Source organism: Empedobacter sp. UBA1574, from assembly GCF_002322895.1.
Lineage (GTDB): Bacteria > Bacteroidota > Bacteroidia > Flavobacteriales > Weeksellaceae > Empedobacter > Empedobacter falsenii_B.
The window spans coordinates 102,840-129,575 of record NZ_DCOI01000037.1; the positions used below are offsets into that span (position 1 = coordinate 102,840).

Below are 26,736 nucleotides of genomic sequence, written 5' to 3' on the forward strand. Positions count from 1 at the left end.
ATTTAATTTATATTTTAATAATTCGTATCCCCTCCTTCAAGACTAACTGTATTTGATTCTTTTACAGTTTTTTTAAGAACATTTTTATCATCATTGTTATTCTTCGGTTGATTTATTTCTTTTTCAATGATTTGTGTAGGTGATCTATCTACAGCATTAATTTGTGGTTGGTTTTCTTCAATCTTTTGATTTTCAGTAGTTTTTCGGTTGGTGTTACGCAATTTATCCAACAAACGTTTTGCTTGCTTAGCTTCTTCAGTTCCGTCATAAGCGGTAACTACAATTTCTAAAGCTTGCTCAAAATCGCTATCTTTTCCAGTTTGTTTGATTGCATAAGCATTTAATAAAGCAAATTTAGCAACGATAATTTCTGTCGGAAATTTCACAATTGCTTCTTGTACTTTTTTCTTTACGTCATCATATTTTTTATCTTGATACAACGTGTATGCAACTTTGTAGGCTTCTAAAGCTTCTTTTGTTTCAGCAGTGATGTATTCAACTTCTGGATTAAGAATATAACCTGCATAAATCGTATTTGGATATTTTGTTAGAATGATATTTTTGTATTCATCTTCTAATTTTTGATCACGATTTTTATAAATACGATACAATTGATAAGTCGCTTTTAATAACACATCTTCCGATTTTGGAGGCGAAGCAACCAAGGCTTTCAACTCTTTTCCAGCTAATTCTGAGTTATTGAAAATATCAAAATATCCAGTACCTAAAGACAATTGCGTTGTATCTCTCACAACTTTCAACTCATTCAATGCTTTTTGAGAAGTTGGAATTTGATCTAAATAATAATCAAGTTCAAAACGTCTTGGATCGCCAGCAGCAATTTGCCCTGTCAATTCATTCTGTTTGTCCTCAATTACAGTACTTATCGCATTCGAATTTCTCCAATTATCTTTCAACGAAATTCCTCCCCAAATACGTTGGAATTCTTGCTGTCCAGTCGATTTTAAATTTTGATTATAGAAATAGAATTTTCCTTTATCAGCATTATTGAAACTCGTCGTAAAACTTGCTGTTTTATTCTCTAACTGAAAAGTTTCCATTTCTTTTTGCTCTTCTATAGCTTGCTTTTCTTCTTTTTTCTTTAATTTTTCAATATAATCTGTGAAGAATTTTGATTGATCTTCTTTTGGAAGTGCAGCAAGTTTTAGAATTGAATCATTTTTCTGAACTAAATAATGTTTTTCCATCAATTTTTTCAAAACATCATTTCGTTTCTGAATACGCGTTTGATCTTCTGGCAAATTATAACTTGTTTGTGCCGAATCATAATAAGCCGATGCGTAAACATAATCGTTTTGCTTGAACTTTATATCACCATAATTTTCGAAAGCGCGCCCACGAATATAAGGATCAGACATTGGTTCCTTCAAACTCAATTTTGCATATTCTACAGCATCATCCATTTTGTCAGCTCGAAAAGCCATTTCAGAAATTCCGTAATATAACTCGTTTTTCTTCGATGCATAAATTCCTTTATTCGAGATGTCCAACAAGTTTTGCTTGTAATTTCCGTAATTATTAATTTTTGGATCAAAATTAGCTGCAATCGCCAACTGCGATTTGATTTCCATATCAAATCCAGGCTTCATTTTATAAACTTGCGTGAAAGCTTCACCAGCTTCTTGTTGTTTTCCTAATTTAGAAAAAACTTGTCCTAACGTATAAAATATTCGAACTCGTTCATCTTTATTTGTAGAAAAATATTCGGCTTTTTGCAATGGATCAAGTGCTTCTTCGTACTTTTTTTGATCAATTAAAAATTGAGCATAGGTACGCGCAATCATTGTTTTTAATTCTTTACTTTTATACGGATCGTTTTCGTAAAGTTTTTGTAAAGTTTCGATTCCATCAAAGTAATTTCCACCTTTTATTTCGGCAACAGTTTTGTAAACATGCGCTTCTTGCGCGTATTTAGAATCTTTGAAATTTTTGACAACATAGTTTAAAGCATCAAGCGCTTCAAAGTATTTTTTTTGATAAAATAATGATTTTCCAATCAATAAATAAGCGCGACCCATCAAAGGATTATTTTCTTTTCCTTTAATTAACATCGAATGTTTTTCGATTGCTTTCGAAGCTTTTGCCTCTACAGCAGCAAATCCAACAGGTTTTTCTACTTTATCTTGATTATTTCGATTTCCACTTCCAATACCAAAATTGGGCGTATTAAATTCACCTAAATTAGCAGAGTCCGAAACAGAAAAATATTCTATTCCAACAGGTAAAATCTTCGAGTAATTTTCTACATAATTTGTTTGTAGTTCTGTGTTCTTTTTTTCTAACTCATCCTCAGCATTGAATACTCCATTAAACCACGATGTCATCTTGTGATATTGTCGGTTTTTGAAACTATTTTTTTGCGTAGAACAGCCGATTAAAAAACTTGCGGCGAAGATACTCAGTACAATCTTTTTCATGATAGCGAATAAAAACAAATCTACAATAAAACGTTCGATTAGAAAAAATCTTGTATCCTTCGAAAAAATAAGATAATTTTATGTGGAATAGAAATAATAGAGAAGCGACTTTTTACGGGATGATTATAAAATGATAGCTAACGTTTTAGCTTTAATGTAATTAGTGATTTGACTAAGAAAAATCATTGCAATTGTTGTTAAATTATTTAGAATATTCGTTTAAATTCGACCAATAATAATGTTTTAAAGGAACAGCATGAAAGCTTTTTTAGCGAAAATTTTTGCAAAATACATTGTCAACAAAGAACAAAAGTGGATAAATAATCCGCTAGAAACACAAGACAAAATTCTAAATGAATTGATTATTGCTGCAAAAAATACAAAGTTTGGAGTTGATCATCATTTTGAATCAATCAAAAATTATGAAGATTTCAAATCGCAAATTCCAATCAATGATTATGAAGGTTTGAAACATTATTTTGATGAAGTAATTGAAGGGAAACCTGATATTCTGTGGCCTGGAAAACCTCTTTATTTAGCTAAAACTTCAGGAACTACTTCTGGAGCCAAATATATTCCGCTTACAAAAGAATCTGTTCCATCTCATATAAATTCTGCTCGAAATGCTTTATTGTTTTATATTAATGAAACAAAGAATTCTAATTTTGTTGACGGAAAAATGATTTTCTTACAAGGAAGTCCAATTCTTGAAGAGAAAAATGGATTGAAAGTAGGTCGACTTTCTGGAATTAGCGCACATTTTGTTCCAAATTATTTGCAAAAAAATCGTTTACCATCTTATGAAACAAATGTGATTGAAGATTGGGAAACAAAAGTGGATAGGGTAGTGGATGAAACGGTGAAAGCTGATATGACGCTGATTTCTGGGATTCCGCCTTGGTTGATTATGTATTTTGAACGATTGATTAAAGTTTCTGAAAAAGAAAACGTTCAGTCGATTTTTAAGAATTTACAACTAATGGTAACAGGAGGTGTAAATTATGAACCTTATCGCGATAAAGTGAATCAACTAATTGGTCGAAAAATAGATTGTATTCAGACATATCCAGCTTCAGAAGGGTTTATTGCGTATCAAGATTCTCAAAAAAATGATGATTTATTACTTTTATTGAATAATGGAATTTTTTATGAATTTGTTCCAGTTGAAGAGTTTTTTGATGAAAATCCAACCCGAATTTCATTGAAAGATGTTGAAGTAGGAAAAGATTATGTTCTAATTCTCAATACAAACGCAGGTTTGTGGGGATATAATATTGGTGACACAGTTCGTTTTACTTCGATAAAACCTTATAGAATTGTTGTTTCTGGTCGAATTAAACATTATACATCTGCTTTTGGTGAGCATGTAATTGGTCACGAAGTGGAACAGGCGTTGCAAAAAACTTTAGAAAAATATCCAGCGAGTGTAAATGAGTTTACAGTTGCGCCTCAAGTTAATCCAGCAGAAGGTTTGCCATATCACGAATGGTTAATAGAATTTGATCAAAAACCACAAGATATAACTATTTTTAATCAAGAATTAGATACACAAATGCGTCGCCAAAATACGTATTACGATGATTTGATTACGGGAAATATCTTGCGTCCGCTTGTCGTTTCTGAAGTTAAAACAGAAGGTTTTCAGCATTATATGAAATCGATAGGGAAATTAGGTGGACAAAATAAAGTTCCTCGTTTGTCTAATAATCGCGAAATTGCAGATGAATTTTACAGTCTAAACTTAATTACTACAAATTGAACACACACACAACAATAGATAAAATGATTTACAAAACGGTAAAAAGTTCATTGGTAACTTTTTCGCAATTAATGCTTCCGTCACATTCCAATTTTAGTGGAAAAATACACGGTGGATTCATTCTTTCTCTACTCGATCAAATTGCATTCGCATGTGCTTCCAAATATTCTGGAAAATACTGTGTTACGGCGTCTGTGGATAGAGTAGATTTCTTAACGCCAGTAGAAGTAGGAGAATTATTAACGCTAAAAGCATCGGTAAACTATGTCGGAAGAACGTCAATCGTCGTAGGAATTCGAGTAGAAAGTCAAAATATCCAAACAAGTGAAATTAAACATTGTAATTCGTCTTATTTTACGATGATATGCAAAGAAGAAAATGGTGAAAAAGCAGAAGCTCCAAAATTAATTTTGAAGAATCTGAACGAAGTTCGACGCTTTTATAAAGCTTTGCATCGAATTGAAGAACATACAAAAGCAAAAGAACAAATAAAAGATCCGATTGATTATAAATCGCAAGATTTAATTGATCATTTATTGGACAATCATTTCGTGAAAATAGAACTAGATTAAAGTTTTTACATCATTAATAAATAACTCAATTCTGAAAATGAATTGAGTTATTTTGTTTATAGGGTTTTGATAAATAGTTTATATTTTATCTCCTAATTGTTATGCTCCAAAAAATTGATTATTGAATTTGAGTGGCATTACTAAATTGCAAATTATTTAATTTTAAGAAAATTAGGCATTGTATTTGTTTTATCGATTCTTAATATCAAAACCAAACTTTTTATTTAATTCATTATTATGAAAACTCTCTTCAAATTTTTATTACTATTCATTGCAAGTACAACTATTTCATTTGCTCAATCTTCTGGTTTAAATAGTCAATTAATACAAACAAATTTTACTGAAAATAGCTCTAAATCTTCAAATCCTATTAGTTTTGCTGTAGCAGGAAGTGTATTTGTTTTAGCTTTTTGTGCTTTTCGTTTCAGAAAAAAAATTGTCTAAAACGAAACAAATCATTTTTTCGAAATCAGAAAAACGATTTAATTTCTAAATTTGTAAAATGAAATATTTATTCATTTTACTTGTATTGTTAGTGCTGTTTGTTATTTACAAAAAATTAAAAACAGTTCCAATTGAAAAACCACTTCCGAAAGAAGAAGAACCAAAAATATCGTTTTTAAAAATTGAAAAAAATGATGATTTGATTGATGATTCTAATCAACAAATTTCAGAATTTCAAGTAAAAATAGATTCGGTAACAAAGAAAAAAAATACATTAGAATTCTTAATTTCTATTCAAAATAATACCGAAAAAACAGTTCGTATAAATATCGTTGAAGCTGATTTTTATTCAAATTTTTCTCAAAAAAAAATCAAAGCTGATGTTACATTTTATGGAGAATTGGCAATGGGGACAAATGATATTTTATTGAAAAATACCATTTTACCTGATTCTCACGTTATCCGAAATATTTATTTTTTCGAAACAGATTTAATTCATTTTAATCAAAACGATTATCTGGAAATTGATATAGAAATTAATGGAGAACATCATCAGTTCAAAAACTATTTTCATCAAACAACTTTCGAATCGATTAAATACATTCAGTAATCTGATTTTTTGATTTGAATTGTAAGGCTTAATTTTGCATTTCAGAATTTAGAGATATGAAACATATACAATTGATGCTTGGAAGCTTGATGCTTTTTGGATTAACAGCTTGTCAAACACCAAAAATAGTTACTGAACAACAACCAGTTCAGCAAAAAAGTTTACAAGTTGATGGTAAAATTTATGCTGCATTTTTTCAACAACGTGCTGCTGAATATCAAGCCTTAAGCCAGCAAGCTTATAATGTTGCTAAAATGAGATTGGATGAAGCAATTGCGACAAAAGGCGCAAAACCTTTAGCGATTGTAACGGATATTGACGAAACTTTTTTGGATAATTCGTACTATGCAGTAGAAATGGCGCGTCAAGGAAAAACGTGGTCGCAAGAAACTTGGGCAAATTGGACGTCGAAAGGAATTGCAACTCCTTTGGCTGGTTCTCAAGAGTTTTTTCAGTATGCAGCGAGTAAAGGTGTTCAGATTTTTTACGTTACAAATCGATACGAAGTAGAGCGTCCTGGAACTTTGGCAAATTTAGAAAAATACAATTATCCAATTCAAAGTGCTCAGAATTTGATTTTGAGAAGTAAAGAAAGTAGCAAAGAAGCACGTCGTCAAAATATTTCGAAAGATTATGACATTGTTTTATTGTTAGGAGATAGTTTAACAGATTTTTCTTCTTTATTTGATAATCATAAATCTGAAAAAGAAAGAGCGGCAGCTGTAGAAACTTTAAAATCTGAATTTGGAAAACGATTTATTGTATTGCCGAATGTTGGATATGGAGATTGGGAATCTGCAATATTTGATTACAAATATGACTTGACGCAAGAGCAAAGAGATTCGATTATATACGAAGCTGCGAGAGAAACTCCTGTGAAATAAAGAATAAATACACAATGAAAACTGTCTTAATCGGACAGTTTTTTTTTGATTTATAAAAAAGTGAGAAATTAAATTTTAAATACATTTAACATGTTTTTGTTAAAAATAATCTATTAATTATTATTTGATCTGTAAAAAAATAATATTTATTTATTGAATATATAGTTTTTTTCTTTGTGCTGTATAATATTTAAGCATTCACCTATTTGTAAATTAAACTATAAATAACCTATATTTATAAGCTGGTTGTTTAGGCAATCATCAACCAATATTTAAAAAAAAATTATATCAAAACACATGAGTCAATCACAAAAAACTAATTGGGGTCAATTTATCCCACTGGTTACAGTATTCTTCTTTTGGGGATTCGTAGCGGCAAGTAATGAAATTTTAATTCCAGTTTTTAAAAAATCATTTGATTTATCCCAAGCCGAAAGTCAATTAGTCGCAGTAGCTTATTATATCGCTTATACGGTTGGAGCTTTAATTTATATGGGCGTTTCATTATTAGCTAAACAAGATTTAATCAATAAATTTGGGTATAAGAATTCATTATCTTTTGGACTTCTTTTATCAGCTATTGGAACGCTTTTTTTTATTCCAGCAGCCAATACAGGATCATTTCCTTTAATGTTAACAGGTTTGTTTACTGTAGGTCTAGGTTTTTCGTTGCAACAAACTGTTGCTAATCCGCTTGCAATTGCTTTAGGAGATGCAAGTACTGGATCTCAACGTTTAACATTAGCTGGAGGTATTAATAACTTAGGAACTACAATTGGACCTTTAATTGTTGCTTATGCAATTTTTGGTGCAGGAGGAGAAGGAGAAACAACTTTGAGTATAGAAGCAGTTAAAATTCCATATTTGTGTTTGGGTGTTGCTTTTTTAGCTGTTGCTATTTTCTTGAAATTTTCGTCTTTACCAAATCATCCAGAACAAGAAGAGGATAGTGCGATTGCAACTTCAAAAAATGATAAATCATCAGCCTTAAAATATCCTCAATTATTATTAGGAATGCTTGCGATCTTCTTATATGTAGGTGTAGAAGTTTCTACTGTAAGTAATTTACCAGCATATATGCACAATGAATTAGGGTTCGATATACAAGGAGTAACACCATATGTTTCGTTATATTGGGCAAGTATGATGATTGGTCGTTGGGGTGGTGCAGCAGAAGCATTTGGTTTAGATAAGACAAAAACATTGGCTCTTAAATTTATAGCACCTTATTTAGCTTTTGGGATTTTCTTATTAGTTAATTACATTGCAGGGCATGATTTGAAACCATTTTATCTATATAGTGTAATTATTTTAATAATGATTTTAGCTTCTTTATGGACAAATGGAAACCCTGCTAAAATGTTATTAACTTTCTCAATTATTGGAATTGTAGCATTATTAATCGGAATGAATACAACTGGTTTAGTCTCTATTTATTCTATTACAAGTGTTGGTTTGTTCTGTAGTACATTATGGCCTTGTATTTTTGCATTAGCAATTAATGGTTTAGGAAAAAACACTTCGCAAGGAAGTAACTTCTTAATTATGATGATTATGGGAGGAGGATTAGTAAGTATATTCCAAGGGTATATTGCAGATTTATCAACTGTTCATTCTAGTTATATTGTTTGTATTTTATGTTTTGTGTATCTTGTATTTTATGCAATTGCAACGCCTAAAATTCTTAAAAAACAAGGAATAAATCTTGGTGAAGTTAAATCTGAAGGAGGACATTAGGAAGATTTAATATTTAGTAATTTAATAAAAGGCTGTTTTATAATTTATTATAAAACAGCCTTTTCAGTTATTGAATTAATATAATAGGTGAAGGGACAAGAGAAACAACAAATTACAACATTTTGACAAGGTTCTAGAAAATATTCTAATTAGAATAATTCAAATACCACTACCCAGACAGCATCGCTATAAATCTATTTACTGGTCTAGGGATTAGTGCTAATGGAGAAAATTATATTACTGCTCAAAAAATAAATTAGTGAGTTAATAAAAAACTCAACCATTTGGTTGAGTTTTTTATTTCTTACGATATGCCAATATTTTATCAATACGATTACCGTCTTTGTCTACAATTTCTAGTGTCAAATCTTCTACTTCTACCTTATCACCAACATTTGGAATGGTTTCGTATTTATCTAAGAAAATTCCAGCAACGGTAACATATCTATTTTCGATGTCTTCGTCGATATCAATCTCAAAAAACTTCTCGAATTCATAGATCGAAAATTGCCCATCGATCAACCATGTACCATCTTCACGTTCTACGATTTCGTAATCTTCGTCTTGGTTCTCTGGTGTATCACCAACCAATTCGTCCAAAATATCGTTTATTGTTACAATTCCAGCCGTCGTACCATATTCGTCTAAAATAATGGCAAAATGTGCTTGTGAATTCTGTAACATTTCCAACAAAGGATAACTAAACGAATTTTCATTGACAAAAATAGGTTTGTGTATAAATTTTTTCAGGCTAAAATCTTCCTTACTTACACCAAACATATCTTTTAGTTTCAAGATACCAACGATTTCGTCCAGATTATTGTTCTTCGTAACAGGGTAGGCTGAATATTTATTTTTCTTAACTTTTGCACGTGCTTTCTCATAATCATCCGAAATATCTAATGAAGCAATTTCCGAACGATGCGTTGCTAACGTGTTCACACGACGATCTCCAAGCTCGAAAACACGTTCTAAGATTTCGTGTTCTTTTTCCTGAATTTCACCACCTTCTGTACTTTCTTTGATGATATTTTTAATTTCTTCTTCCGAAACAACTTCGCTGCTATCGTCTTTAATACCAAACAATTTTAAGAAAAAATTATTGGTAACTGTTAACAACCAAACGAATGGAGAAGTGATGATAGATAACCATTTCATCGGTTTCGAAACAATAGTAGAAACCATTTCAGGAAATTTCATTCCCAAACGTTTTGGTAATAATTCGCCAAATACAATCGAAAAATAAGTGATGATTACTACCATAATAATTGGAGAAAGTGTTTTGGCGTAAGGTGCAATGAAAGAAATAGATGTTAAAAATTCTGTTAAATTTGCAGTTAGTTTATCACCCGAGAAAACCCCTAATAAGATACCAATAAGGGTAATTCCGATTTGTACGGTTGATAAAAATTTGTTCGGATTCTCAGCAAGTTCTAAAGCCGTTTTAGCACCAGAACTTCCTTTCTTCATTTGATTTTCTAATTTGAATTTTCTTGACGAAACAAGTGCCATTTCTGACATGGAAAAAATTCCGTTCAATAAAATCAATACGATTATTATAACAATCTCCACTTTTATTCTTTAATTTTGATAAAAATAAACCAAAATCTAATACTTACCATAATGTCTCAATTTAATATTATGAAATTTTCTTATTTAATTTTACTTGCTTTTATGCTAAATGCTGGTTGTGCTTTCGGTAACAGCGATCAAACTCCAGAAGAAACAGATACTATTTTACCTACTTTTACAACGGCTGAATTGATTGGTAAAGGCAACCCTACGATGGTTGGAAATGGGTATAAATTGTTGCCAGAAGTTGCAAAACAATTTGAATTAATGAAAGCTGATGCACAAAAAGCAGGTTTTAAAATACAAGTGATTTCGAGCTATAGAAATTATACGTATCAAAACGGAATTTGGGAGCGCAAGTATAAAGCAAATCAAGCGAAGAAAATTGCAGCGAAAGAAAACATCGAAAAGATTATTGAATATTCTACCATTCCAGGAACTTCTCGTCACCATTGGGGAACTGATTTGGATATTATAGACGGAACGCGCGGAATACCAGCAGATCCGTTGAATGAGAAACATTTTAACGAAGGAGGATCAATGCATAAATTTAAACTTTGGTTAGATGAAAATGCATCTAAATATGGTTTTTATTTGGTGTACACGGATAATTCAGCGAGAAAAGGATTCAAATATGAACCGTGGCATTTTACGTATAAAGCGATTTCTGAACCGATGTTACAAGCTTATAAAAAGCTTGATATTAAAAAGGTTTTACAAGAAAATAAATTGTTAGGAAGCGAAAATTTTACAGATGATTTTATCGAAAAATATCGAAAAGAAAATATTTTGGATATAAATCCTGTTATTAAATAGTTAAAGCTCCTTTTTGGAGCTTTTTTTGTGGTATCTTTAAATAAAATTTAAGAGATTATACTTTCTGATGAGATTAACATTTTTCATATCGTTATTTTTGAGCATGAGTTTACTAACTTTTGCCAAACAATCGATTGTGAAAGATTTGGATGGCGATGGAAAGTTTGACAAGGTTTCAATTAATTTTGAAACGAATAAAATAGAGTTTTTACTTTCTGATACTGAATATAAAAAGCAGAGTAGTTTAGCTTTTAATGAATTGGATCGTAATACGAAGATTGAGGAAACAAAGAAAGGTTTCAAGATTATCAATAAAATAGGAGATGTTTTGTTTACATCTTATTTTCGATACAATCGTCAGACAAAAAAGATTGAATTATCTGCCATAAAACGTTCAATAGTTTCGGATGATTATTCGAAAGAAAATGGCGAATCAACTTTTATTACAGCTACAAAAGAGTTTATTGCGAAATGGAATAGTTTGGATAAATCATCAAATAAAGTGATTGCTTTACCAACGCTAAAAACTAAAATTGATTTGGATGTTATTTCTTTGAATGATTTTAATGATGCATTTCTGAATAAATTTAATCAACAAAGTTTGACTTTTTATAAAGCTGAAATCTCCAAGCAAAAATAATTATTGCTCCAAATCTATTGTTCTGAATGTTAGATTAATTCGTGGCGAATTTACTTTTTTAGTAGGAGGTAAGCGATGCAGCCAATAATCTTGTGTTTCATTTTTCATAACTAATAAACTACCACTTGCAAGATTTAAAGCAATTACTTCTTTAGTTTCTTTATGTTTAAAACCAAATTTACGTTCAGCGCCGAAACTTAGCGAGGCAATTGCGCCATGACGTTTCAATTGTTTTTCACCATCACTATGCCAAGCCATCCCTTCGGAACCATCGTGATATAAATTTACCAAACAAGAATTATAAGTTTCGCCAGTTTTTTCCTCAGCTAATTTTTTTAATTCAAGTAAAGTATCAGTCCAAGGCAAAGCTGTTTTCATGATTTTGGAATAGGTATAAGCAAATGGAAAATCTCCATACCAAGCAATTTTTCGTTTAGTTTCTATCAATTTTCCAAATATTATTGCTTGATCGTTTTTCCATTCAATTTCATTTAATAATATAGAATAATAATGATGCGCTTTTTCATCGGTCATAATTTGTCCAAAATAATTTACAGTTCCATCTTTTGGAAGTAGATTTTGTTGTCCGTCAAATAAATCGTTAAAAAGATCCATTTATAGTTTTATATGATCAAAAATAAGGAATTTAGATTTAATTCAGTTAATGTAATGTGCAGATAAATAAAGTTTTACTAACGTTTGTTATTTAAAATTTAATATTGAATAAGTCAAAAAAAAATTGGATTATATAATTTTTTATTTATTTTTATTTAACCAAAATTTAACACAATATGAATAAATTGATTTTTAAGAACACAATTAAGTTCTTCCTTGTAAGTAGTATTTTACTTCTTGTTTCTGTCTTTTTAAAAATGTTAAATGTAGATCATGCGGATTTTATCTTGAACATCAGTTTCTCGGTTACAATTATTTCGCTTATCGCTGTAATGATGAGTTATAAGACTATAAGGGGGAAAAACAATTTTTCTATGGATTAATTTTTACGTATTAATTTAATTAATAATTTTGGTTGTTTATTTGTGAAAAGATAAACAACCAACTATTGTTATTTTAATAAACTGCCTCAGCGATTCTTTTTGTATTTATAGAATTACTCATTGTATAAAAATGTAATCCAGGAACACCAAAATCGATCAACTCTTTACATTGTTGAATACACCATTCAATTCCGATTTCCTTGATTCGTTCCTTATCTTTCGACTTCAAAACTTCCATTGCCAAAGCTTCTGGTAAGTCCAAATAGAAATTTTGTGGAATCGACGTTAGTTGATTGAAAGTTGTCAAAGGTTTTATACCCGGAATAATCGGAATATTAATATCCATTTCGCGACATTTTTTAACGAAATCAAAATATTTCTGATTATCAAAAAACATTTGCGTCACGATATAATCAGCTCCCAATTCCACTTTCTTTTTCAAATAATACAAATCCATTGCAAGATTTGGTGATTCGAAATGCTTCTCAGGATAACCCGCTACACCAATACAAAAATCCATTGCATGCGATTCTTGTAGTTCGTCGTCTAGATAATTTCCTGTATTCAAAGCAGTAATTTGCTCAATCAATTCCGAAGCATTTGCATGTCCACCAACTTCAGGAACAAAAGATTTTTCCGATTTTATAGGATCTCCACGTAAAACCAAAAGATTGTCAATTCCCAAGAAATTCAAATCGATTAACGCATCTTCTGTATCTTCTTTTGTAAATCCACCACAAATCAAATGCGGAATTGCGTCTATCTTATAATGATTCTGTATTGCAGCACAAATTGCAACTGTACCAGGACGTTTTCGTACCTGATAACGTTTCAATAACCCATTTTCTTTCTGTTTGTAAATATACTCTTGACGATGATAAGTTACATCGATAAAAGCTGGATTTAACTCAACTAACGGGTCTAAAGTTTTGAACGTCGCATTGACATCTTGTCCTTTCAAAGGCGGTAAAATCTCTACAGAAAATAATGGTTTTCCGTTTGCGCGTTCTATATGTTCGGTAACTTTCATTCTTTATTTTATCGTTTAGCGAAGTTCGAATCTCGAATTTCGATTATATATTTTCTTTTATATGGGCGTTTCCTTCGGGCGGGCTTTTCGTTACAATCTTTTTTGTTAATTTCGACTTCGTCCAATCAACAAAAAAGGATTTTCACTACAATCCCTAACGCATTTTTTTATTTTGTTCTACGTTCGTTGTCATTCCGAGCTTGTCGAGGAATCTGAGATTCTTTATTTCGAAATGCTCATTTTGAATGATAAATTTTATTTTTACTTAACGCTTTTACGCCAAATTAGGACTCAACCAACGTTCAGCTTTATCAAGTTCTATATTTTTACGTTTCGCAAAATCTTCAACCTGATCCAATTTTATTTTACCAACTCCGAAATATTTTGCTTCTGGATTTCCAAAATAATAACCCGAAACAGATGAAACTGGATACATCGCCAACGAACTTGTTAACTCAATCCCTGCATTTTTCTCTACATCCAAAATTTTGAAAATTGTTTCTTTTTCTAAATGGTCAGGACATGCAGGATAACCAGGAGCAGGGCGAATTCCTTTATATTTTTCTGAAATTAATTCGTCATTTGATAAAGTTTCATCTTTCGCATAACCCCAAACTTCTGTACGAACATATTTGTGCAAATATTCTGCATAAGCTTCAGCTAGACGATCGGCAATTGCTTTCACCATAATCGAATTGTAATCATCTAAATTTGTTTCGTAAGCATTAGCAACTTCTTCAATTTCATGACCAGCTGTGACAGCAAATGCACCGATATAATCTTGAATTGCTGAATCTTTCGGCGCAATAAAATCAGCAATCGAAATATTTGGTTGTTTTTTCGATTTTTTCGCTTGTTGACGAAGTGTATAAAACTCCTCTATTTTATTATTATTTTCATCAAACAATTCAATCGTATCATCGTTTACTGTATTCGCTTTAAAAAGTCCAAAAACAGCTTTCGGTTTAGCTAAATTTTCAGCTTCAATTTTATTTAACATTGACAAAGCATCTACATATAATTCTTTGGCATTTGTTCCGACAATTTCATCATCTAAAATCGCAGGAAATTTACCATGTAAATCCCATGTTTTGAAAAATGGCGTCCAATCGATAAAATCTCTTAATTCAGAAACTGTTGTTTGATGTGTAAAAACACCTAATTTATTTGGTTTAAAAGGTTTATTTTCTTCAAAATCAACTTTTAGTTTATTTTTTCGAGCATCTTCAATCGATAAGTATTCCTTTGATACAGCACGATTTAAGAAACCTTCTCTAATTTTTATGTAATCAGTAGTAGTTTCTGTTAGCAATTCCTCCTGTTGATTTCCAATCAATTTTTGACAAATCGTAACCGAACGAGAAGCATCTAAAACATGAATTGCTTTGTCATATTCTGGTGCAATTTTTACAGCTGTATGTGCCTTAGAAGTTGTTGCGCCACCAATCATCAGTGGAATATCAAGATTAAGACGTTTCATTTCTCTGGCAACATGCACCATTTCATCTAAGGATGGAGTAATCAATCCAGAAAGACCAATCACATCGACATTATTTTTTTGCGCTTCGTCTAAAATTGTTTCAGAAGAAACCATTACGCCTAAATCGATAATCTCGAAACCATTACAGCTTAAAACGACTGAAACAATATTTTTTCCGATATCGTGAACATCACCTTTTACAGTTGCCATTAAGATTTTAGAAGGCTCTTTGTCTGTTTTATTTCTAAGTTTTTCTTCCTCTAAAAATGGCGTTAAATAAGCAACAGATTTTTTCATTACGCGAGCCGATTTAACTACTTGAGGCAAGAACATTTTTCCGCTTCCGAAAAGATCTCCAACAACGTTCATTCCGTCCATCAAAGGACCTTCAATAACACGTAATGGCGAACCAATTTTTTTCAAAGCTTCTGCAGTATCTTCGTCAATAAATTCTGTAATTCCTTTTACTAAAGAAATTTCAATACGCTTTTCTAAAGGTAATTCGCGCCAAGCATCATCTTTCTTTTTCTCTTTTGTAACACCTTTTAGATGTTCGGCAAAATCAATCAAACGCTCTGTTGCATCGTCACGTCGATCCAATAAAACATCTTCAACGTGTTCTAATAAATCTTTTGGAATATCATCGTAAATCTCAATCATTTCTGGATTGACGATTCCCATGTCCATTCCGTGTTTAATGGCGTGATATAAAAACGCCGTGTGCATCGCTTCACGAACCGCATTGTTTCCACGGAAGGAAAATGAAACATTCGAAACTCCACCCGAAACTAACGCATGCGGAAGATTTTCTTTGATCCATTTTGTTGCATCAAAAAAATCGATGGCATTACGGCGATGTTCTTCCATTCCTGTTGCAACTGGGAAAATATTCACATCAAAAATGATATCTCTTGGATTGAAATTTACTTGATTTACCAAAATATCATACGAACGTTTTACGATTTCGATTCGACGTTCATAATTATCCGCTTGACCTTTCTCATCAAACGCCATAACCACTGTTGCAGCACCGTAACGTTTAATTTTCTTCGCATGTTCGATAAATAATTCTTCTCCCTCTTTTAAAGAAATTGAGTTGACAATCGCTTTACCTTGAACATTTTTTAGACCAGCTTCAATAATTTCCCATTTCGAAGAATCAATCATAATTGGAACTTTCGAAATATCAGGTTCAGAAGCAATCAAACGCAAATATTTTACCATAGAAGCTACACCATCAAGCATACCTTCATCCATATTGATATCGATAATTTGCGCGCCACCATCCACTTGGTCACGTGCAACCTGAAGTGCTTCTTCAAATTTTTCTTCTTTGATTAATCGCAAGAATTTTTTAGAACCAGTTACATTTGTACGTTCGCCAACGTTTACAAAGTTTGAATTTTCTCGTACAATTAAAGGTTCTAATCCAGAAAGTTGAATTTTTACGCCTGACATTGTTCACTAATTTTTCGAGGTTCGTATTCTTTTGCTAAATCTGCCATCAATTTGATATGATCTGGTGTAGTTCCACAACATCCACCCAAAATATTAACCAATTTTTTATCTAAGAAAGGTTTGATAAAATCTCGCATCATTTCAGGAGTTTCATCGTATCCACCGAAAGCGTTTGGTAAACCAGCATTTGGGTATGCGCTGACATAAAATGGTGCTTTTTCGGCTAATACTTCTAAATATGGAATCAAATCTGTTGCACCTAAAGCACAATTTAACCCAACTGAAATTAAATCAATATGTTCTAATGAAATCAAGAAAGCTTCTGTTGTTTGTCCAGAAAGTGTACGTCCAGATTTATCTGTTATTGTACCAGAAGCCATTAGAGGAACGTTGATTCCTGTTTTTTCTATCGCATCTTGAATTCCATAAAATGCTGCTTTTGCATTTAAAGTATCAAAAATAGTTTCGACAAGTAAAATATCTGCACCAGCTTCTAACATTGTTTTTGCTTGACGATAATATACATTTGCCAATAAATCAAAATCCACATCGCGATAACTAGGGTCATTTACTTGTGGCGAAATAGAGGCTGTCTTGTTGGTTGGACCTAAAGATCCAACTACAAAACGAGGTTTATCTGGGGTAGAAAACTCTTCACAAGCTTCTTTTGCTAAGCGAACGGCTTCGTAATTTAATTCATCAACCAAATCAACCATATCATAATCAACCATAGAAATAATATTGGCATTGAACGTATTTGTTTCGATTAAATCTGCACCAGCAGCCAAATATTCTCGGTGAATATCTTTTATGATTTGAGGTTGGGTTAAAACCAATAAATCGTTATTTCCTTTTAAAGAAGTATGAAAATCCTTGAATCGTTCTCCACGATAATCTTCTTCTTGTAAATTGTGCTTTTGGATCATCGTTCCCATTGCACCATCTAAAATAACAATACGCTCTTTTAGTATATCGTCTAATTTCATTCTAAATATTTTAAAAGCCTTATGGGAAGAAGTGTGAGGTAAGTCCTTATCTTTCTCTATTTGAGTAGGATTTAGCACCCAACTATACTTTGGGTTGCTAAGATTTCAACGGGCCTATTCCCTCCATCTTTCTTTATAAAGCTATGTGCAAAATTATTTAAAGTATTGAGAATAAAAAAATCAAGATTGAAAAAAACGAGTTCGAAACTTGGTTCATAGAAATAATTTTTGTTTGAAATAGTTCAAAATCTCTAATAGGTCATTTTTGAAATTTATTTTAGAAAATATTTCTTTAAAATTACTATTTTAAAGAAATAATATTTTAATTAGTTATTGAAAATTGTAGTTTTTAGAATATTTTTAATAAAAATAGGGTTTTATTAAAAATTATTAAGATTTGTTTTTTCTTTTAATTGTATTTTTTAGAAAATTATTTTTGTCTATAAATATTTATAGAATAAAATTCATTATTTGTGTATTTTTATCTATAATTACGGAAAATATTAAATTAAAGAAATGAAATTAATTTGGATATATAGAATTCTTTCGCCTAAATTTGTCCTCAGAAATAGTTCATTAAAATTTACATTTTATCAAGAAAAGTGGAGGGAAATGGCCCAAAGAAACTTTAGCAACCTGATTAATGAATCAAGGTGCTAAATCCATCCTTATAGGAAAGATGAATAAAAACTACTGTAAACCAATCTTCAATAATATTCTTTATTCAAAATGGTTCAATTGTTTTTATGCGATTGAACCATTTTTTTTCTTCACTTTTCTTTGGTAAATAATTAAAAACAAAACAAATAAATGAAAAAAATAAATATCGGATTGTTCGGATTTGGAGTTGTAGGAGAAGGAATTTACAAGGTATTGGAAGAAAAACCACAATTGAATGCTGCAATTAAAAAAATTGTAATTAAAGATAATTCTAAATCTAGAAATGCTCCGTCTGAATTATTTTCGACTAATGCGGATGATATTTTAAATGACGATGAAATAAATGTTGTTGTTGAGTTAATTTCGGATGCTGATGCGGCACATGATATCATTATAAAAGCGTTCAATAAAGGTAAACATGTGGTAAGTGCAAATAAAAAATTGATTGCAGATCATCACAAAGAATTATTGGATTTGCAAGCACAAAACAATGTTTCTTTTCTTTATGAAGCCTCTGTTTGCGGGTCAGTTCCGATTATTAGAAATCTAGAAGAATATTTTGATAACGATTTATTGAATTATGTATCTGGAATTGTAAATGGGACAACAAATTACATTTTGACGAAAATGGCGAATGAAAATGAGTCGTATCAAGATGCCTTAAAAGCAGCGCAAGAAAGTGGTTTTGCAGAAGCTGATCCAACGGCTGATGTAGAAGGTTTTGATGCGTCGAGTAAATTAGCAATTATTACGTTGCATGCTTTCGGTAAAAAGATTGATGTTGATCAAGTTATTCGAAAAGGAATTACTTCATTGAAAGTTGAAGATTTTAAATACGCAAAAGAAAAAAATTATACAATAAAGTTGATTGCTAATTCTAAAATTAATCATCAAACGGGTGAAATTACATCAACAGTTTTGCCAACTTTTGTTGAATTAAATAAAACAATTGCGCTTGTGAATAACGAATATAATGGAGTTTTGATTGGAAGTTCGCTTTCAGATGAGCAATTTTTATATGGAAAAGGAGCAGGGCGTTTCCCAACTTCTTCGGCTGTTTTGAGTGATATTTCTGCGTTGAAATATGATTATCAATATTCGATTCGAAAATATGAAAACAAAGAAGAAGGAGTTTTTAATCAAACAGGAAAGAAGCGAATTTATATCGGTTTTGAGAATCAAGCAGATGATGTTTCAAATATTTTTGATGAAATAGAAGAACGTTATCAGAGTAAAAATTACAATCATATTGTTGGTGTGATTGATATAGAAAAGCTCAAACAAAAAGAGACTATTGAAAATCCAAAACTTTCGATAATTGCGTTTGAGTAAATTTTTGTGATTAAAAAGCCTCAATATTAATTGAGGCTTTTTTGTAAATCTAAAAATTAAGGTTTTTGTAAATACTTTTCCAATAAAAGTTTTAGGGGTTTATTTTTAATTAATCCAGTATAAGTCATTTCAATTTTATAATCTTTTGAGATTAAAACCCAATATGGATAACTAATTTGTTCATTTTTATCAATGAATTCTTCTAAAAATAGGTGAGTTTTTTTATTCGATTTAGGTTCATATTTTTTGTTTAAAAAGATAATAGATTCATTTGTTTCTGCTTCAAATTCAATAAAATAAATGTCATTATTTAGAATTTGAAGTAATTCTTTATCCTTTTTTAATTGTTTCTTTTGAATCATACAGTAACTACACCAATTTGTCGAAAAATAAAGTAGAATTGGTTTAGGATTTTCATTAGAAATTGAATTAAATTTTTCTAATGAAATCTGTGCTTGGAGATTCAATGATGATAAAATGAATATGAAGTACCAGATTTTCATTAACGTAAATTGTATCGAACACCTATAAAACCTCTTGTTCCCTGCATAGGTGTATAGCTGTAATCATTTGGTTCAAAAATAACATCGTTTCTTCCTTTAGGAGGAGTAACGCCATTTCCAGGTTCTCCGAATGGGTCCCACCAACGAGCAATAACATCGCCTTTTGGTAAAACATTAAAAATATTTTTGATTCCACCATAGATTTCAATATTATTCTTAAATGATTTACTTAATTGAATATTTGCAATAACAGTTGGTTTTGAATATTCTGGTCGATAATCATTTTCTACTTGAGGTAATTTCATTTTGTCATTATAATTGGCGGTTAAATCAACAGTAAAACCTTTTTTGAATGTATAACTTGCTAAGAAATTTCCAGACCATTTTGGTGCATGATATTGAACTTCTTTTTCTCCATCTTCTTTTTTGTATACATCCATATAGGTTGCGCCAAGCATTATTTTTAGAGGAAAGTCAAATGTTGCATCTATGTTTAAAGAAACTCCTTGAGATATTGCGTGTCCATCTAAATTGTCATAGATAATCTTTGTTTCGTCAGTATCTGTATCAGCAATAATTTTGTTTGTGAAATAAGAATAGAATGTTGTAAAATCAAAGTTTAAAGCGGTGAAAGAAGTTGGTAGTTTGAATACATAATTAATATTTCCATTATATGATTTTTCAGGTTTTAATTCATTTTCAAAAACTACTTGTCTAGCTCCAGTTAATGCACGATGATCTTCTGTGAAGACATTCACAACACGAAATCCCGTACCAAAACTTGCTCTTAAAGTATGATGAGATGAAGGTGAAAATTTGTATGCAATTCTTGGAGAATGTATTCCTTTATGTGTTTTATCATAATCAAATCGATAACCAAGTAATAATTTGTTTTCAGAATTTAATGTCCATTCGTCTTGTACAAAAATACCAGGAATCTGTGTATTCATTGGGTTATTCTTGATTAGATTATTATCCTCATCATATTCTCCAGTACCTCTTGTGTTATCATCATAATAAGTATATTTAAATGAAGATCCTAAAAGTAAGCTATGTTGTCCAATTATCTTATCCCAATAAGCTTGAGCAAAAATAACTTGTTGTTTTCCTTGATAAGATTCTGGACCATAAAATGAATTCTGTTGATGAAAATTATAAGAAAATTGAGTCATTATTTTTTCTTTTATAGGTAATTGATACATTCCTATCGCTTCAAAACGATTTGTCATAATACTTTCGGCATAAACTTCGTCACTTCCTCTGTGTAGTTTTCTTTTCCAATTCATTTGACCTCCCCATCTATCTTCGTATAAATAACGTAAAGCAACTGATGCTGTTCTATTTTTTTGACGTTCAAAATCAAATTTATTGAATAACGTGATGCGATCTTGTAACGTTACATCCGTAAAACCGTCGTTATTTTTATCTTTCTTATTACCATATTTAAAGTAATTAAAACCAAATAAACTATTTACCTTTTCTCCTAAATTGTATTTGTATCCACCATCAAGATTGGTTTCCAACCAAGAAGTTGTAAAAGCATCCAAAGATAATTTTGGAGCAGATTTAGGAGATTTCGTAATTACATTAATTATACCACCCATGGCTTCTGTTCCATAAAGGGAAGATGCTGGTCCTTTTACAACTTCTATTCGTTCTACCAAAGAGTTCGGAATTCCGCTCAAACCATAAACAGTAGATAAAGAAGAAACAATTGGCATTCCGTCAATTAAAATCATGGTATATGGACCTTCCATTCCGTTAATATGAATATCACCTGTGTTACAAACATTACAGTTTAGTTGTGGTTGAACACCATTTATTAATTGTACAGCGTCAAATAATGAAGGTGTTGGATTTTTTTGAAAAAACTTTGGTGTATAGATTTCAATTGGAACTGGACTATCAGATTTTCTTACAGCTTTCATTGTTCCTGTAATTACAATCTCATCTAAATTTTCTGAAGAATCTTCCATATAAATAGAATCTTTTTGTTCCTGAGCATTTGATAGAATGGAGGTTAAGGTGATGAATAAATAAAATGTTGTTTTCATGTTAAGTAAAATTTATAATCAAATTAAAAAGTTAGACAAATCTAACAAAAATATTATTAAAAATGAATTTTTAAATTTTACTTAATTTTCAACTATATTTGTTTCCATGAATTCATTGGTCGAAGAAAATTACCTAAAAGCATTATTTCATCTTTCTGAAAATGGGAAAGGAGAAGTGAATGTGAAGGATTTGAGTAAGCATTTGGAAATAAAAATGCCTACTGTAAACAGTATGATGAAAAAATTAGCTGAAAAAGAATTGGTGATTTATGAATCGTATAAACCACTTCGGTTATCTGATAAAGGAATTCTGAAAGCTTCTTTGATTGTAAGAAAACACCGATTAACAGAGATGTTTTTGGTAGATAAAATGGGATTTGGTTGGGAACAAGTTCATGAAATTGCTGAGCAAATAGAACATATTCAAAGTCCAATTTTTTTCGATAAAATGGACGAATTATTGAATTTTCCTAAATTAGATCCGCATGGTTCTCCAATTCCAGATAAAAATGGAAAAATAGAAATTATCAATTACAAAAAATTGGCCGAATTTAAAGAAGGTGATAAAGTAGAAATATGCGCTGTTATTGGTTCTTCTGATGAATTTTTGAAGTATTTGAATTCAAAAAATATTCATTTGAATGATGAAATTGAAATCATTTCTGTTGAAGATTTTGATGGAACAATGAAGGTTAAGTTCCTAAAATCAAATGAAATTGAAATATTTAGTAATCATGTGACTTCAAGATTATTAGGTAGATAATGGTTTTTAATTTATAAAAAGAAAAAAGCAAGTTATTTAACTTAAAAAAGCAAGTTATTTAACTTGCTTTACAATTATTCCGCTTTTCCTTTTATTCTGAAAATTTTTCGAGAAGAAACTGGATCGTTAGATGTGATTGTTACAGATTTATTGAAATCTCCAGTCACAGAACCACTTGAATATTTAACGGTAATATCCGCAGATTTTCCTGGTTCGATAGGTGTTGTAGGATATTCAGGAACTGTACATCCACAAGAACCAACAACGCTTTTAAGAATTAAAGGTTTATCACCTGAGTTGGTTACTTTCATCTTAGCTGTTACTTCGGTATTCAACTTTATATTTCCAAATTGAATTTCTTCTTTTTCTAAACTAAGTGTTTGAGCAAATAAACTTGTAACGCCTAAAGCAAAAGCACCTAAAAACATTAATTTTTTCATGACGATAATTAATTTGTAACCAAAGTTAAAATAAATAATACAAAAAGTCTACCTTTTTTTGTATTTTAGTACTAAAATAATTAATATATATTAATATGAAAAGAATAATTGTTACAATAATGCTTCTAGTTTACAATTTTACTAATGCACAAATGTCTTCTACAGCTACTGTTAATGAATATAATCTACAAACTATTGTTGCAGAAGTAAAACAACAGAAATATACAGAAGGAGTTACTAATAAAGATGAATATTTTAATGTTAATTTTCTTCCTGCAAGTATAGATGGTTTCAAAGAAAAGGAGAATTTTAGATATAATGCATTACTAGACGATTTAGAGTTTTTAAGAGATGGATATTTATATAAAATGAATAAATTATCAAACCAGACTATTAGATTCGATGATGGTAAAATTCTTAAGTATGTAAGTTATATTGATGGGGGTACATTAACATCAAGATATTTACAAGTATTATCACCTTTAGATCGAAAAATTGTACTTTATAGAAAATTATCTAATGATGGAGTAGATGGTCTTGGTGCTGGTGGTTTAAATGCTTCTAATAAGAGAAATTATTTTAAACAAGAGAAATTATTGATTGGTTATAGTGATAAAATGTATAATGTTCCAAATTCAACTAAAAAATTTAAAGATTTTACAGATAAAGACGTAAATCAAATTGTAAGTACAAATAAACTTAGCATAAAAAAAGAACAAGATTTAATTAAACTTATTGATTTATTGAATAAATAAACAAATTATATAATATCTTAGAAATGTTGGGCAGATTGTGTAAATTTGCCCAAATTTATTTTAAGTCATATATAAATAATGGAAATCGCATCTAAATATACGCCAACGGAAGTTGAAGGAAAATGGTATGAATACTGGATGGAGAAGAAGTATTTTAAATCTACTCCAGATGAAAGAAAAGCTTACACAATCGTCATTCCACCACCAAATGTAACAGGTGTCTTGCACATGGGACATATGTTAAATAATACGATTCAGGACGTTTTAATTCGTCGTGCGCGTATGCGTGGATTTAACGCTTGTTGGGTACCAGGTACAGACCATGCTTCAATTGCTACTGAAGCGAAAGTTGTTGCGAAGTTAAAAGAGGAAGGTGTTTCTAAATTTGATATCGGTCGTGAAGAATTTTTAAATCACGCTTGGGATTGGACGCATAAACATGGTGGAATTATTTTAGACCAATTAAAAAAGTTAGGAGCTTCTTGCGATTGGGATCGTACGAAATTTACGATGGATCCAGATTTATCTGAATCTGTTCAACGTGTTTTTGTTGATTTATATAACAAAGGATTAATTTACCGTGGATACCGTATGGTAAATTGGGATCCGGAAGCAAAGACAAATATTTCTGACGAAGAAGTTATTCATGTTGATAAAAATGGAAAATTATATCATTTAAAATATCAAGTTGACGGAACTGATCAATATATTGTTGTGGCGACAACTCGTCCTGAAACAATTTTTGGTGACTCTGCAGTTTGTATCAATCCAAATGACGAGCGATATGAATGGTTGAAAGGAAAACAAGTTATTGTTCCAATCGTTGGTCGTAAAGTAAATATTATCGAAGACGAATATGTTGACATCGAATTTGGTACAGGATGTCTTAAAGTTACGCCTGCACACGATGTGAACGATTACGAATTAGGTAAAAAACATAATTTAGATTTTATTGATATTTTTACGGATGATGCGAAATTAAATGATTTAGGATTAAATTATGCTGGATTAGATCGTTTCAAAGCGCGTAAAGAAATCGAGAAAGAATTAGAAGAAAAAGGTTTACTTGAAAAAGTAGAAAATTATAATAATAAAGTTGGTACATCTGAAAGAACAGGAGCGGTGATTGAGCCTAAAATTTCAAATCAATGGTTCTTGAAAATGACAGATTTAGCTAAACCAGCTTTAGAAAATGTAATGAATGATACGATTAAATTTCATCCTGCGAAATTTAAAAATACATATCGTAATTGGATGGAAAATGTAACAGATTGGAACATTTCTCGTCAATTATGGTGGGGACACCAAATTCCTGCATTTTTCTATGGTGATGGAAACGAAGATTTCGTTGTTGCTCTAACAAAAGAAGAAGCTTTACCATTAGCACAGGAAAAAACAGGAAATGTTACATTAACAATCGAAGATTTACGTCAAGACGAAGATGCGTTAGATACTTGGTTTTCTTCTTGGTTATGGCCAATTTCTGTTTTCAACGGAATCAATGAGCCAGAAAATGAAGAAATCAATTATTATTATCCAACACAAGATTTAGTAACTGGTCCAGATATTATTTTCTTTTGGGTTGCGCGTATGATTGTGGCTGGATATGAGTATCGTAACGAATTACCTTTCGAAAATGTATATTTCACAGGAATTGTTCGTGATAAACAAGGGCGTAAAATGTCAAAATCGTTAGGGAATTCACCAGATCCAATCGAATTGATGAACGAATATGGTGCAGATGCTACGCGTATGGGAATGTTGCTAACAGCGCCTGCTGGGAACGATTTACCTTTCGATGTTGATTTGTGTCTACAAGGACGTAATTTTGCGAATAAAATTTGGAATGCTTTCCGTCTAATAAAAGCTTGGGAAGTGAAAGAAGATTTAGAACAAACTTCTGCTCAAACAAAAGCGGTTGAATGGTTCGAAAATAAATTCCAACAAGCATTAGCAGATATCGAACATAATTACGATCAATATCGTTTATCTGATTCATTGATGGCAATTTATAAATTGATTTGGGATGATTTCTGTTCTTGGTACTTAGAAGCAATTAAACCTACTTTTGGTGAGCCAATTGATGCAAAAACTTATGCAGCAACAATTTCTTATTTAGAAAATGTATTGAAAGTTTTACATCCATTTATGCCTTTCTTAACAGAAGAAATTTGGCATTTAATTGCTGAAAGAACAGAAAACGAAGCCTTAATTATTTCTAAATATCCTGAAGTAACATCTTTCAATGAAGAGATTATCAAGAATTTTGAAAATACAAAAGAAGCAACAACTGCTATTCGTGGATTACGTTCAGAAAAAGGAATGTCACCAAAAGAAGCATTAGAAGTTTTTGCTGATGCTCAAGCTGCGAATGAAATTTATGTAGATGTGTTCTCTAAATTAGGAAATGTTTCTAATTTCAATACAGGTGATAAACCAGAAAAAGGTTTTGCTTTCCGTGTTGGTACGTTAGAATTTATGGTTCCGATGTCTGATAATATCGATATTGAAGCTGAGCGTGAGAAATTACAAAAAGAGTTGGATTACAACCAAGGTTTCTTAAACTCGGTTCGTAAAAAATTATCAAACGAAAAATTTGTTGCTGGTGCGCCAGAACAAGTGATTAATGCAGAACGTAAAAAAGAGGCTGATGCATTATCTAAAATTGCTCAAATTGAAGAGCAGTTACAAGCTTTGTAATTTTAATTTAATTTTTAAAATATATGAAAAACCACTCCAAATTTTGGAGTGGTTTTTTTATTGATTTTTTTCGATTAACTTTAATAAAGCCTCAAAAAAGTATAA

The 26,736-nt window shown here is 30.8% G+C and carries 21 protein-coding genes and 2 riboswitches; of the genes, 12 read left to right on the forward strand and 9 right to left on the reverse strand.

From position 1 onward, the window contains the following. Positions 1 to 14 precede the first annotated feature (14 nt). Positions 15 to 2,345 (reverse strand): tetratricopeptide repeat protein, encoded by a 2,331-nt coding sequence (locus B3578_RS12810; RefSeq protein ID WP_291049244.1) that lies wholly within the window; start codon positions 2,343 to 2,345, stop codon positions 15 to 17. A 349-nt stretch (positions 2,346 to 2,694) separates the two neighbouring features. Here B3578_RS12810 and B3578_RS12815 point away from each other — a divergent pair, with 349 nt between their 5' ends. From B3578_RS12815 to B3578_RS12840, 6 genes are all read left to right on the forward strand, one after another. Continuing rightward, positions 2,695 to 4,197: a GH3 family domain-containing protein gene (locus tag B3578_RS12815; protein ID WP_125350326.1), complete on the forward strand. Its 1,503-nt coding sequence runs from the start codon at positions 2,695 to 2,697 to the stop codon at positions 4,195 to 4,197. Then, a complete protein-coding gene (locus tag B3578_RS12820; RefSeq protein WP_376741545.1) occupies positions 4,194 to 4,769 on the forward strand; it encodes an acyl-CoA thioesterase in 576 nt (191 codons plus the stop codon). The genes B3578_RS12815 and B3578_RS12820 overlap by 4 nt, the downstream gene beginning before the upstream one ends. A gap of 237 nt (positions 4,770 to 5,006) precedes the next feature. After that, a complete protein-coding gene (locus B3578_RS12825; RefSeq protein ID WP_125350324.1) occupies positions 5,007 to 5,213 on the forward strand; it encodes a hypothetical protein in 207 nt (68 codons plus the stop codon). 58 nt (positions 5,214 to 5,271) lie between these two features. Continuing rightward, positions 5,272 to 5,823, forward strand: a complete 552-nt coding sequence (locus B3578_RS12830) for a hypothetical protein (RefSeq protein WP_219035068.1) — start codon at positions 5,272 to 5,274, stop codon at positions 5,821 to 5,823. A 56-nt stretch (positions 5,824 to 5,879) separates the two neighbouring features. After that, positions 5,880 to 6,707 carry a 5'-nucleotidase, lipoprotein e(P4) family gene (locus B3578_RS12835; protein ID WP_125350322.1) on the forward strand — a complete coding sequence of 276 codons (828 nt, stop codon included), beginning with the start codon at positions 5,880 to 5,882 and terminating at the stop codon, positions 6,705 to 6,707. Between the two features lie 297 nt (positions 6,708 to 7,004). Further along, positions 7,005 to 8,444, forward strand: coding sequence for an MFS transporter (locus B3578_RS12840; RefSeq protein ID WP_125350321.1), 1,440 nt, complete (start codon positions 7,005 to 7,007; stop codon positions 8,442 to 8,444). Positions 8,445 to 8,741: 297 nt separating this feature from the next. On the opposite strand, the gene B3578_RS12845 is transcribed toward B3578_RS12840, so the two are convergent. Then, positions 8,742 to 10,016, reverse strand: a complete 1,275-nt coding sequence (locus tag B3578_RS12845; RefSeq protein WP_125350320.1) for a hemolysin family protein — start codon at positions 10,014 to 10,016, stop codon at positions 8,742 to 8,744. Positions 10,017 to 10,085: 69 nt separating this feature from the next. Here B3578_RS12845 and B3578_RS12850 point away from each other — a divergent pair, with 69 nt between their 5' ends. Then, complete coding sequence (locus tag B3578_RS12850; RefSeq protein WP_280037621.1) at positions 10,086 to 10,832, forward strand: M15 family metallopeptidase; 747 nt, start codon at positions 10,086 to 10,088, stop codon at positions 10,830 to 10,832. 103 nt (positions 10,833 to 10,935) lie between these two features. After that, positions 10,936 to 11,472, forward strand: a complete 537-nt coding sequence (locus B3578_RS12855; protein ID WP_219035070.1) for a hypothetical protein — start codon at positions 10,936 to 10,938, stop codon at positions 11,470 to 11,472. On the opposite strand, the gene B3578_RS12860 is transcribed toward B3578_RS12855, so the two are convergent. The 4 genes from B3578_RS12860 to B3578_RS12875 form a co-directional block, all read right to left on the reverse strand. Beyond that, positions 11,473 to 12,087: an alpha-ketoglutarate-dependent dioxygenase AlkB family protein gene (locus B3578_RS12860; RefSeq protein ID WP_219035071.1), complete on the reverse strand. Its 615-nt coding sequence runs from the start codon at positions 12,085 to 12,087 to the stop codon at positions 11,473 to 11,475. A 456-nt stretch (positions 12,088 to 12,543) separates the two neighbouring features. Next, positions 12,544 to 13,500, reverse strand: a complete 957-nt coding sequence (metF, locus tag B3578_RS12865) for a methylenetetrahydrofolate reductase [NAD(P)H] (protein WP_125350316.1) — start codon at positions 13,498 to 13,500, stop codon at positions 12,544 to 12,546. A 274-nt stretch (positions 13,501 to 13,774) separates the two neighbouring features. Further along, positions 13,775 to 16,438, reverse strand: a complete 2,664-nt coding sequence (gene metH, locus B3578_RS12870; RefSeq protein WP_286496172.1) for a methionine synthase — start codon at positions 16,436 to 16,438, stop codon at positions 13,775 to 13,777. Then, complete coding sequence (locus B3578_RS12875; protein ID WP_219035074.1) at positions 16,426 to 17,424, reverse strand: homocysteine S-methyltransferase family protein; 999 nt, start codon at positions 17,422 to 17,424, stop codon at positions 16,426 to 16,428. The genes metH and B3578_RS12875 overlap by 13 nt, the downstream gene beginning before the upstream one ends. Before the next feature lie 43 nt (positions 17,425 to 17,467). Then, a riboswitch (SAM riboswitch) is annotated at positions 17,468 to 17,566 on the reverse strand. 445 nt (positions 17,567 to 18,011) lie between these two features. Next, positions 18,012 to 18,110, forward strand: a riboswitch (SAM riboswitch). A gap of 124 nt (positions 18,111 to 18,234) precedes the next feature. On the opposite strand from B3578_RS12875, the gene B3578_RS12880 reads away from it, so the two are divergent. Further along, positions 18,235 to 19,416 carry a homoserine dehydrogenase gene (locus B3578_RS12880; protein WP_221856801.1) on the forward strand — a complete coding sequence of 394 codons (1,182 nt, stop codon included), beginning with the start codon at positions 18,235 to 18,237 and terminating at the stop codon, positions 19,414 to 19,416. Between the two features lie 56 nt (positions 19,417 to 19,472). Here the strand turns inward: B3578_RS12880 and B3578_RS12885 are convergent, their stop codons facing one another. Continuing rightward, on the reverse strand, positions 19,473 to 19,919 hold the full coding sequence (locus tag B3578_RS12885) for a thioredoxin fold domain-containing protein (RefSeq protein WP_125350313.1): 447 nt from the start codon (positions 19,917 to 19,919) through the stop codon (positions 19,473 to 19,475). After that, the gene (locus B3578_RS12890; protein ID WP_219035242.1) at positions 19,919 to 21,973 is read right to left on the reverse strand and encodes a TonB-dependent receptor plug domain-containing protein; all 2,055 of its coding nucleotides are present in this window, start codon (positions 21,971 to 21,973) and stop codon (positions 19,919 to 19,921) included. Before B3578_RS12890 ends, B3578_RS12885 begins: the two co-directional genes overlap by 1 nt. 106 nt (positions 21,974 to 22,079) lie before the next feature. Between B3578_RS12890 and B3578_RS12895 the strand changes: the two genes are divergently transcribed. After that, on the forward strand, positions 22,080 to 22,736 hold the full coding sequence (locus B3578_RS12895; RefSeq protein WP_286496173.1) for a metal-dependent transcriptional regulator: 657 nt from the start codon (positions 22,080 to 22,082) through the stop codon (positions 22,734 to 22,736). A gap of 74 nt (positions 22,737 to 22,810) precedes the next feature. Here the strand turns inward: B3578_RS12895 and B3578_RS12900 are convergent, their stop codons facing one another. Then, positions 22,811 to 23,176, reverse strand: coding sequence for a DUF1573 domain-containing protein (locus B3578_RS12900; RefSeq protein WP_038334454.1), 366 nt, complete (start codon positions 23,174 to 23,176; stop codon positions 22,811 to 22,813). Positions 23,177 to 23,295: 119 nt separating this feature from the next. Between B3578_RS12900 and B3578_RS12905 the strand changes: the two genes are divergently transcribed. Together B3578_RS12905 and B3578_RS12910 are read left to right on the forward strand one after the other, a co-directional pair. Then, positions 23,296 to 23,931: a hypothetical protein gene (locus B3578_RS12905; RefSeq protein WP_286496174.1), complete on the forward strand. Its 636-nt coding sequence runs from the start codon at positions 23,296 to 23,298 to the stop codon at positions 23,929 to 23,931. A 78-nt stretch (positions 23,932 to 24,009) separates the two neighbouring features. Further along, positions 24,010 to 26,631, forward strand: coding sequence for a valine--tRNA ligase (locus B3578_RS12910; RefSeq protein ID WP_291049263.1), 2,622 nt, complete (start codon positions 24,010 to 24,012; stop codon positions 26,629 to 26,631). Positions 26,632 to 26,736 lie beyond the last annotated feature (105 nt).

Coding starts and splice junctions, on each gene's coding strand:
- B3578_RS12810 (WP_291049244.1), bottom strand. CDS start 2,345: ATGACATCGTGGTTTAATGGAGTATTCAATGCTGAGGATGAGTTAGAA.
- B3578_RS12815 (WP_125350326.1), top strand. CDS start 2,695: ATGAAAGCTTTTTTAGCGAAAATTTTTGCAAAATACATTGTCAACAAA.
- B3578_RS12825 (WP_125350324.1), top strand. CDS start 5,007: ATGAAAACTCTCTTCAAATTTTTATTACTATTCATTGCAAGTACAACT.
- B3578_RS12830 (WP_219035068.1), top strand. CDS start 5,272: ATGAAATATTTATTCATTTTACTTGTATTGTTAGTGCTGTTTGTTATT.
- B3578_RS12835 (WP_125350322.1), top strand. CDS start 5,880: ATGAAACATATACAATTGATGCTTGGAAGCTTGATGCTTTTTGGATTA.
- B3578_RS12840 (WP_125350321.1), top strand. CDS start 7,005: ATGAGTCAATCACAAAAAACTAATTGGGGTCAATTTATCCCACTGGTT.
- B3578_RS12850 (WP_280037621.1), top strand. CDS start 10,086: ATGAAATTTTCTTATTTAATTTTACTTGCTTTTATGCTAAATGCTGGT.
- B3578_RS12855 (WP_219035070.1), top strand. CDS start 10,936: ATGAGTTTACTAACTTTTGCCAAACAATCGATTGTGAAAGATTTGGAT.
- B3578_RS12860 (WP_219035071.1), bottom strand. CDS start 12,087: ATGGATCTTTTTAACGATTTATTTGACGGACAACAAAATCTACTTCCA.
- metF (WP_125350316.1), bottom strand. CDS start 13,500: ATGAAAGTTACCGAACATATAGAACGCGCAAACGGAAAACCATTATTT.
- metH (WP_286496172.1), bottom strand. CDS start 16,438: ATGTCAGGCGTAAAAATTCAACTTTCTGGATTAGAACCTTTAATTGTA.
- B3578_RS12875 (WP_219035074.1), bottom strand. CDS start 17,424: ATGAAATTAGACGATATACTAAAAGAGCGTATTGTTATTTTAGATGGT.
- B3578_RS12880 (WP_221856801.1), top strand. CDS start 18,235: ATGAAAAAAATAAATATCGGATTGTTCGGATTTGGAGTTGTAGGAGAA.
- B3578_RS12885 (WP_125350313.1), bottom strand. CDS start 19,919: ATGAAAATCTGGTACTTCATATTCATTTTATCATCATTGAATCTCCAA.
- B3578_RS12890 (WP_219035242.1), bottom strand. CDS start 21,973: ATGAAAACAACATTTTATTTATTCATCACCTTAACCTCCATTCTATCA.
- B3578_RS12895 (WP_286496173.1), top strand. CDS start 22,080: ATGAATTCATTGGTCGAAGAAAATTACCTAAAAGCATTATTTCATCTT.
- B3578_RS12900 (WP_038334454.1), bottom strand. CDS start 23,176: ATGAAAAAATTAATGTTTTTAGGTGCTTTTGCTTTAGGCGTTACAAGT.
- B3578_RS12905 (WP_286496174.1), top strand. CDS start 23,296: ATGCTTCTAGTTTACAATTTTACTAATGCACAAATGTCTTCTACAGCT.
- B3578_RS12910 (WP_291049263.1), top strand. CDS start 24,010: ATGGAAATCGCATCTAAATATACGCCAACGGAAGTTGAAGGAAAATGG.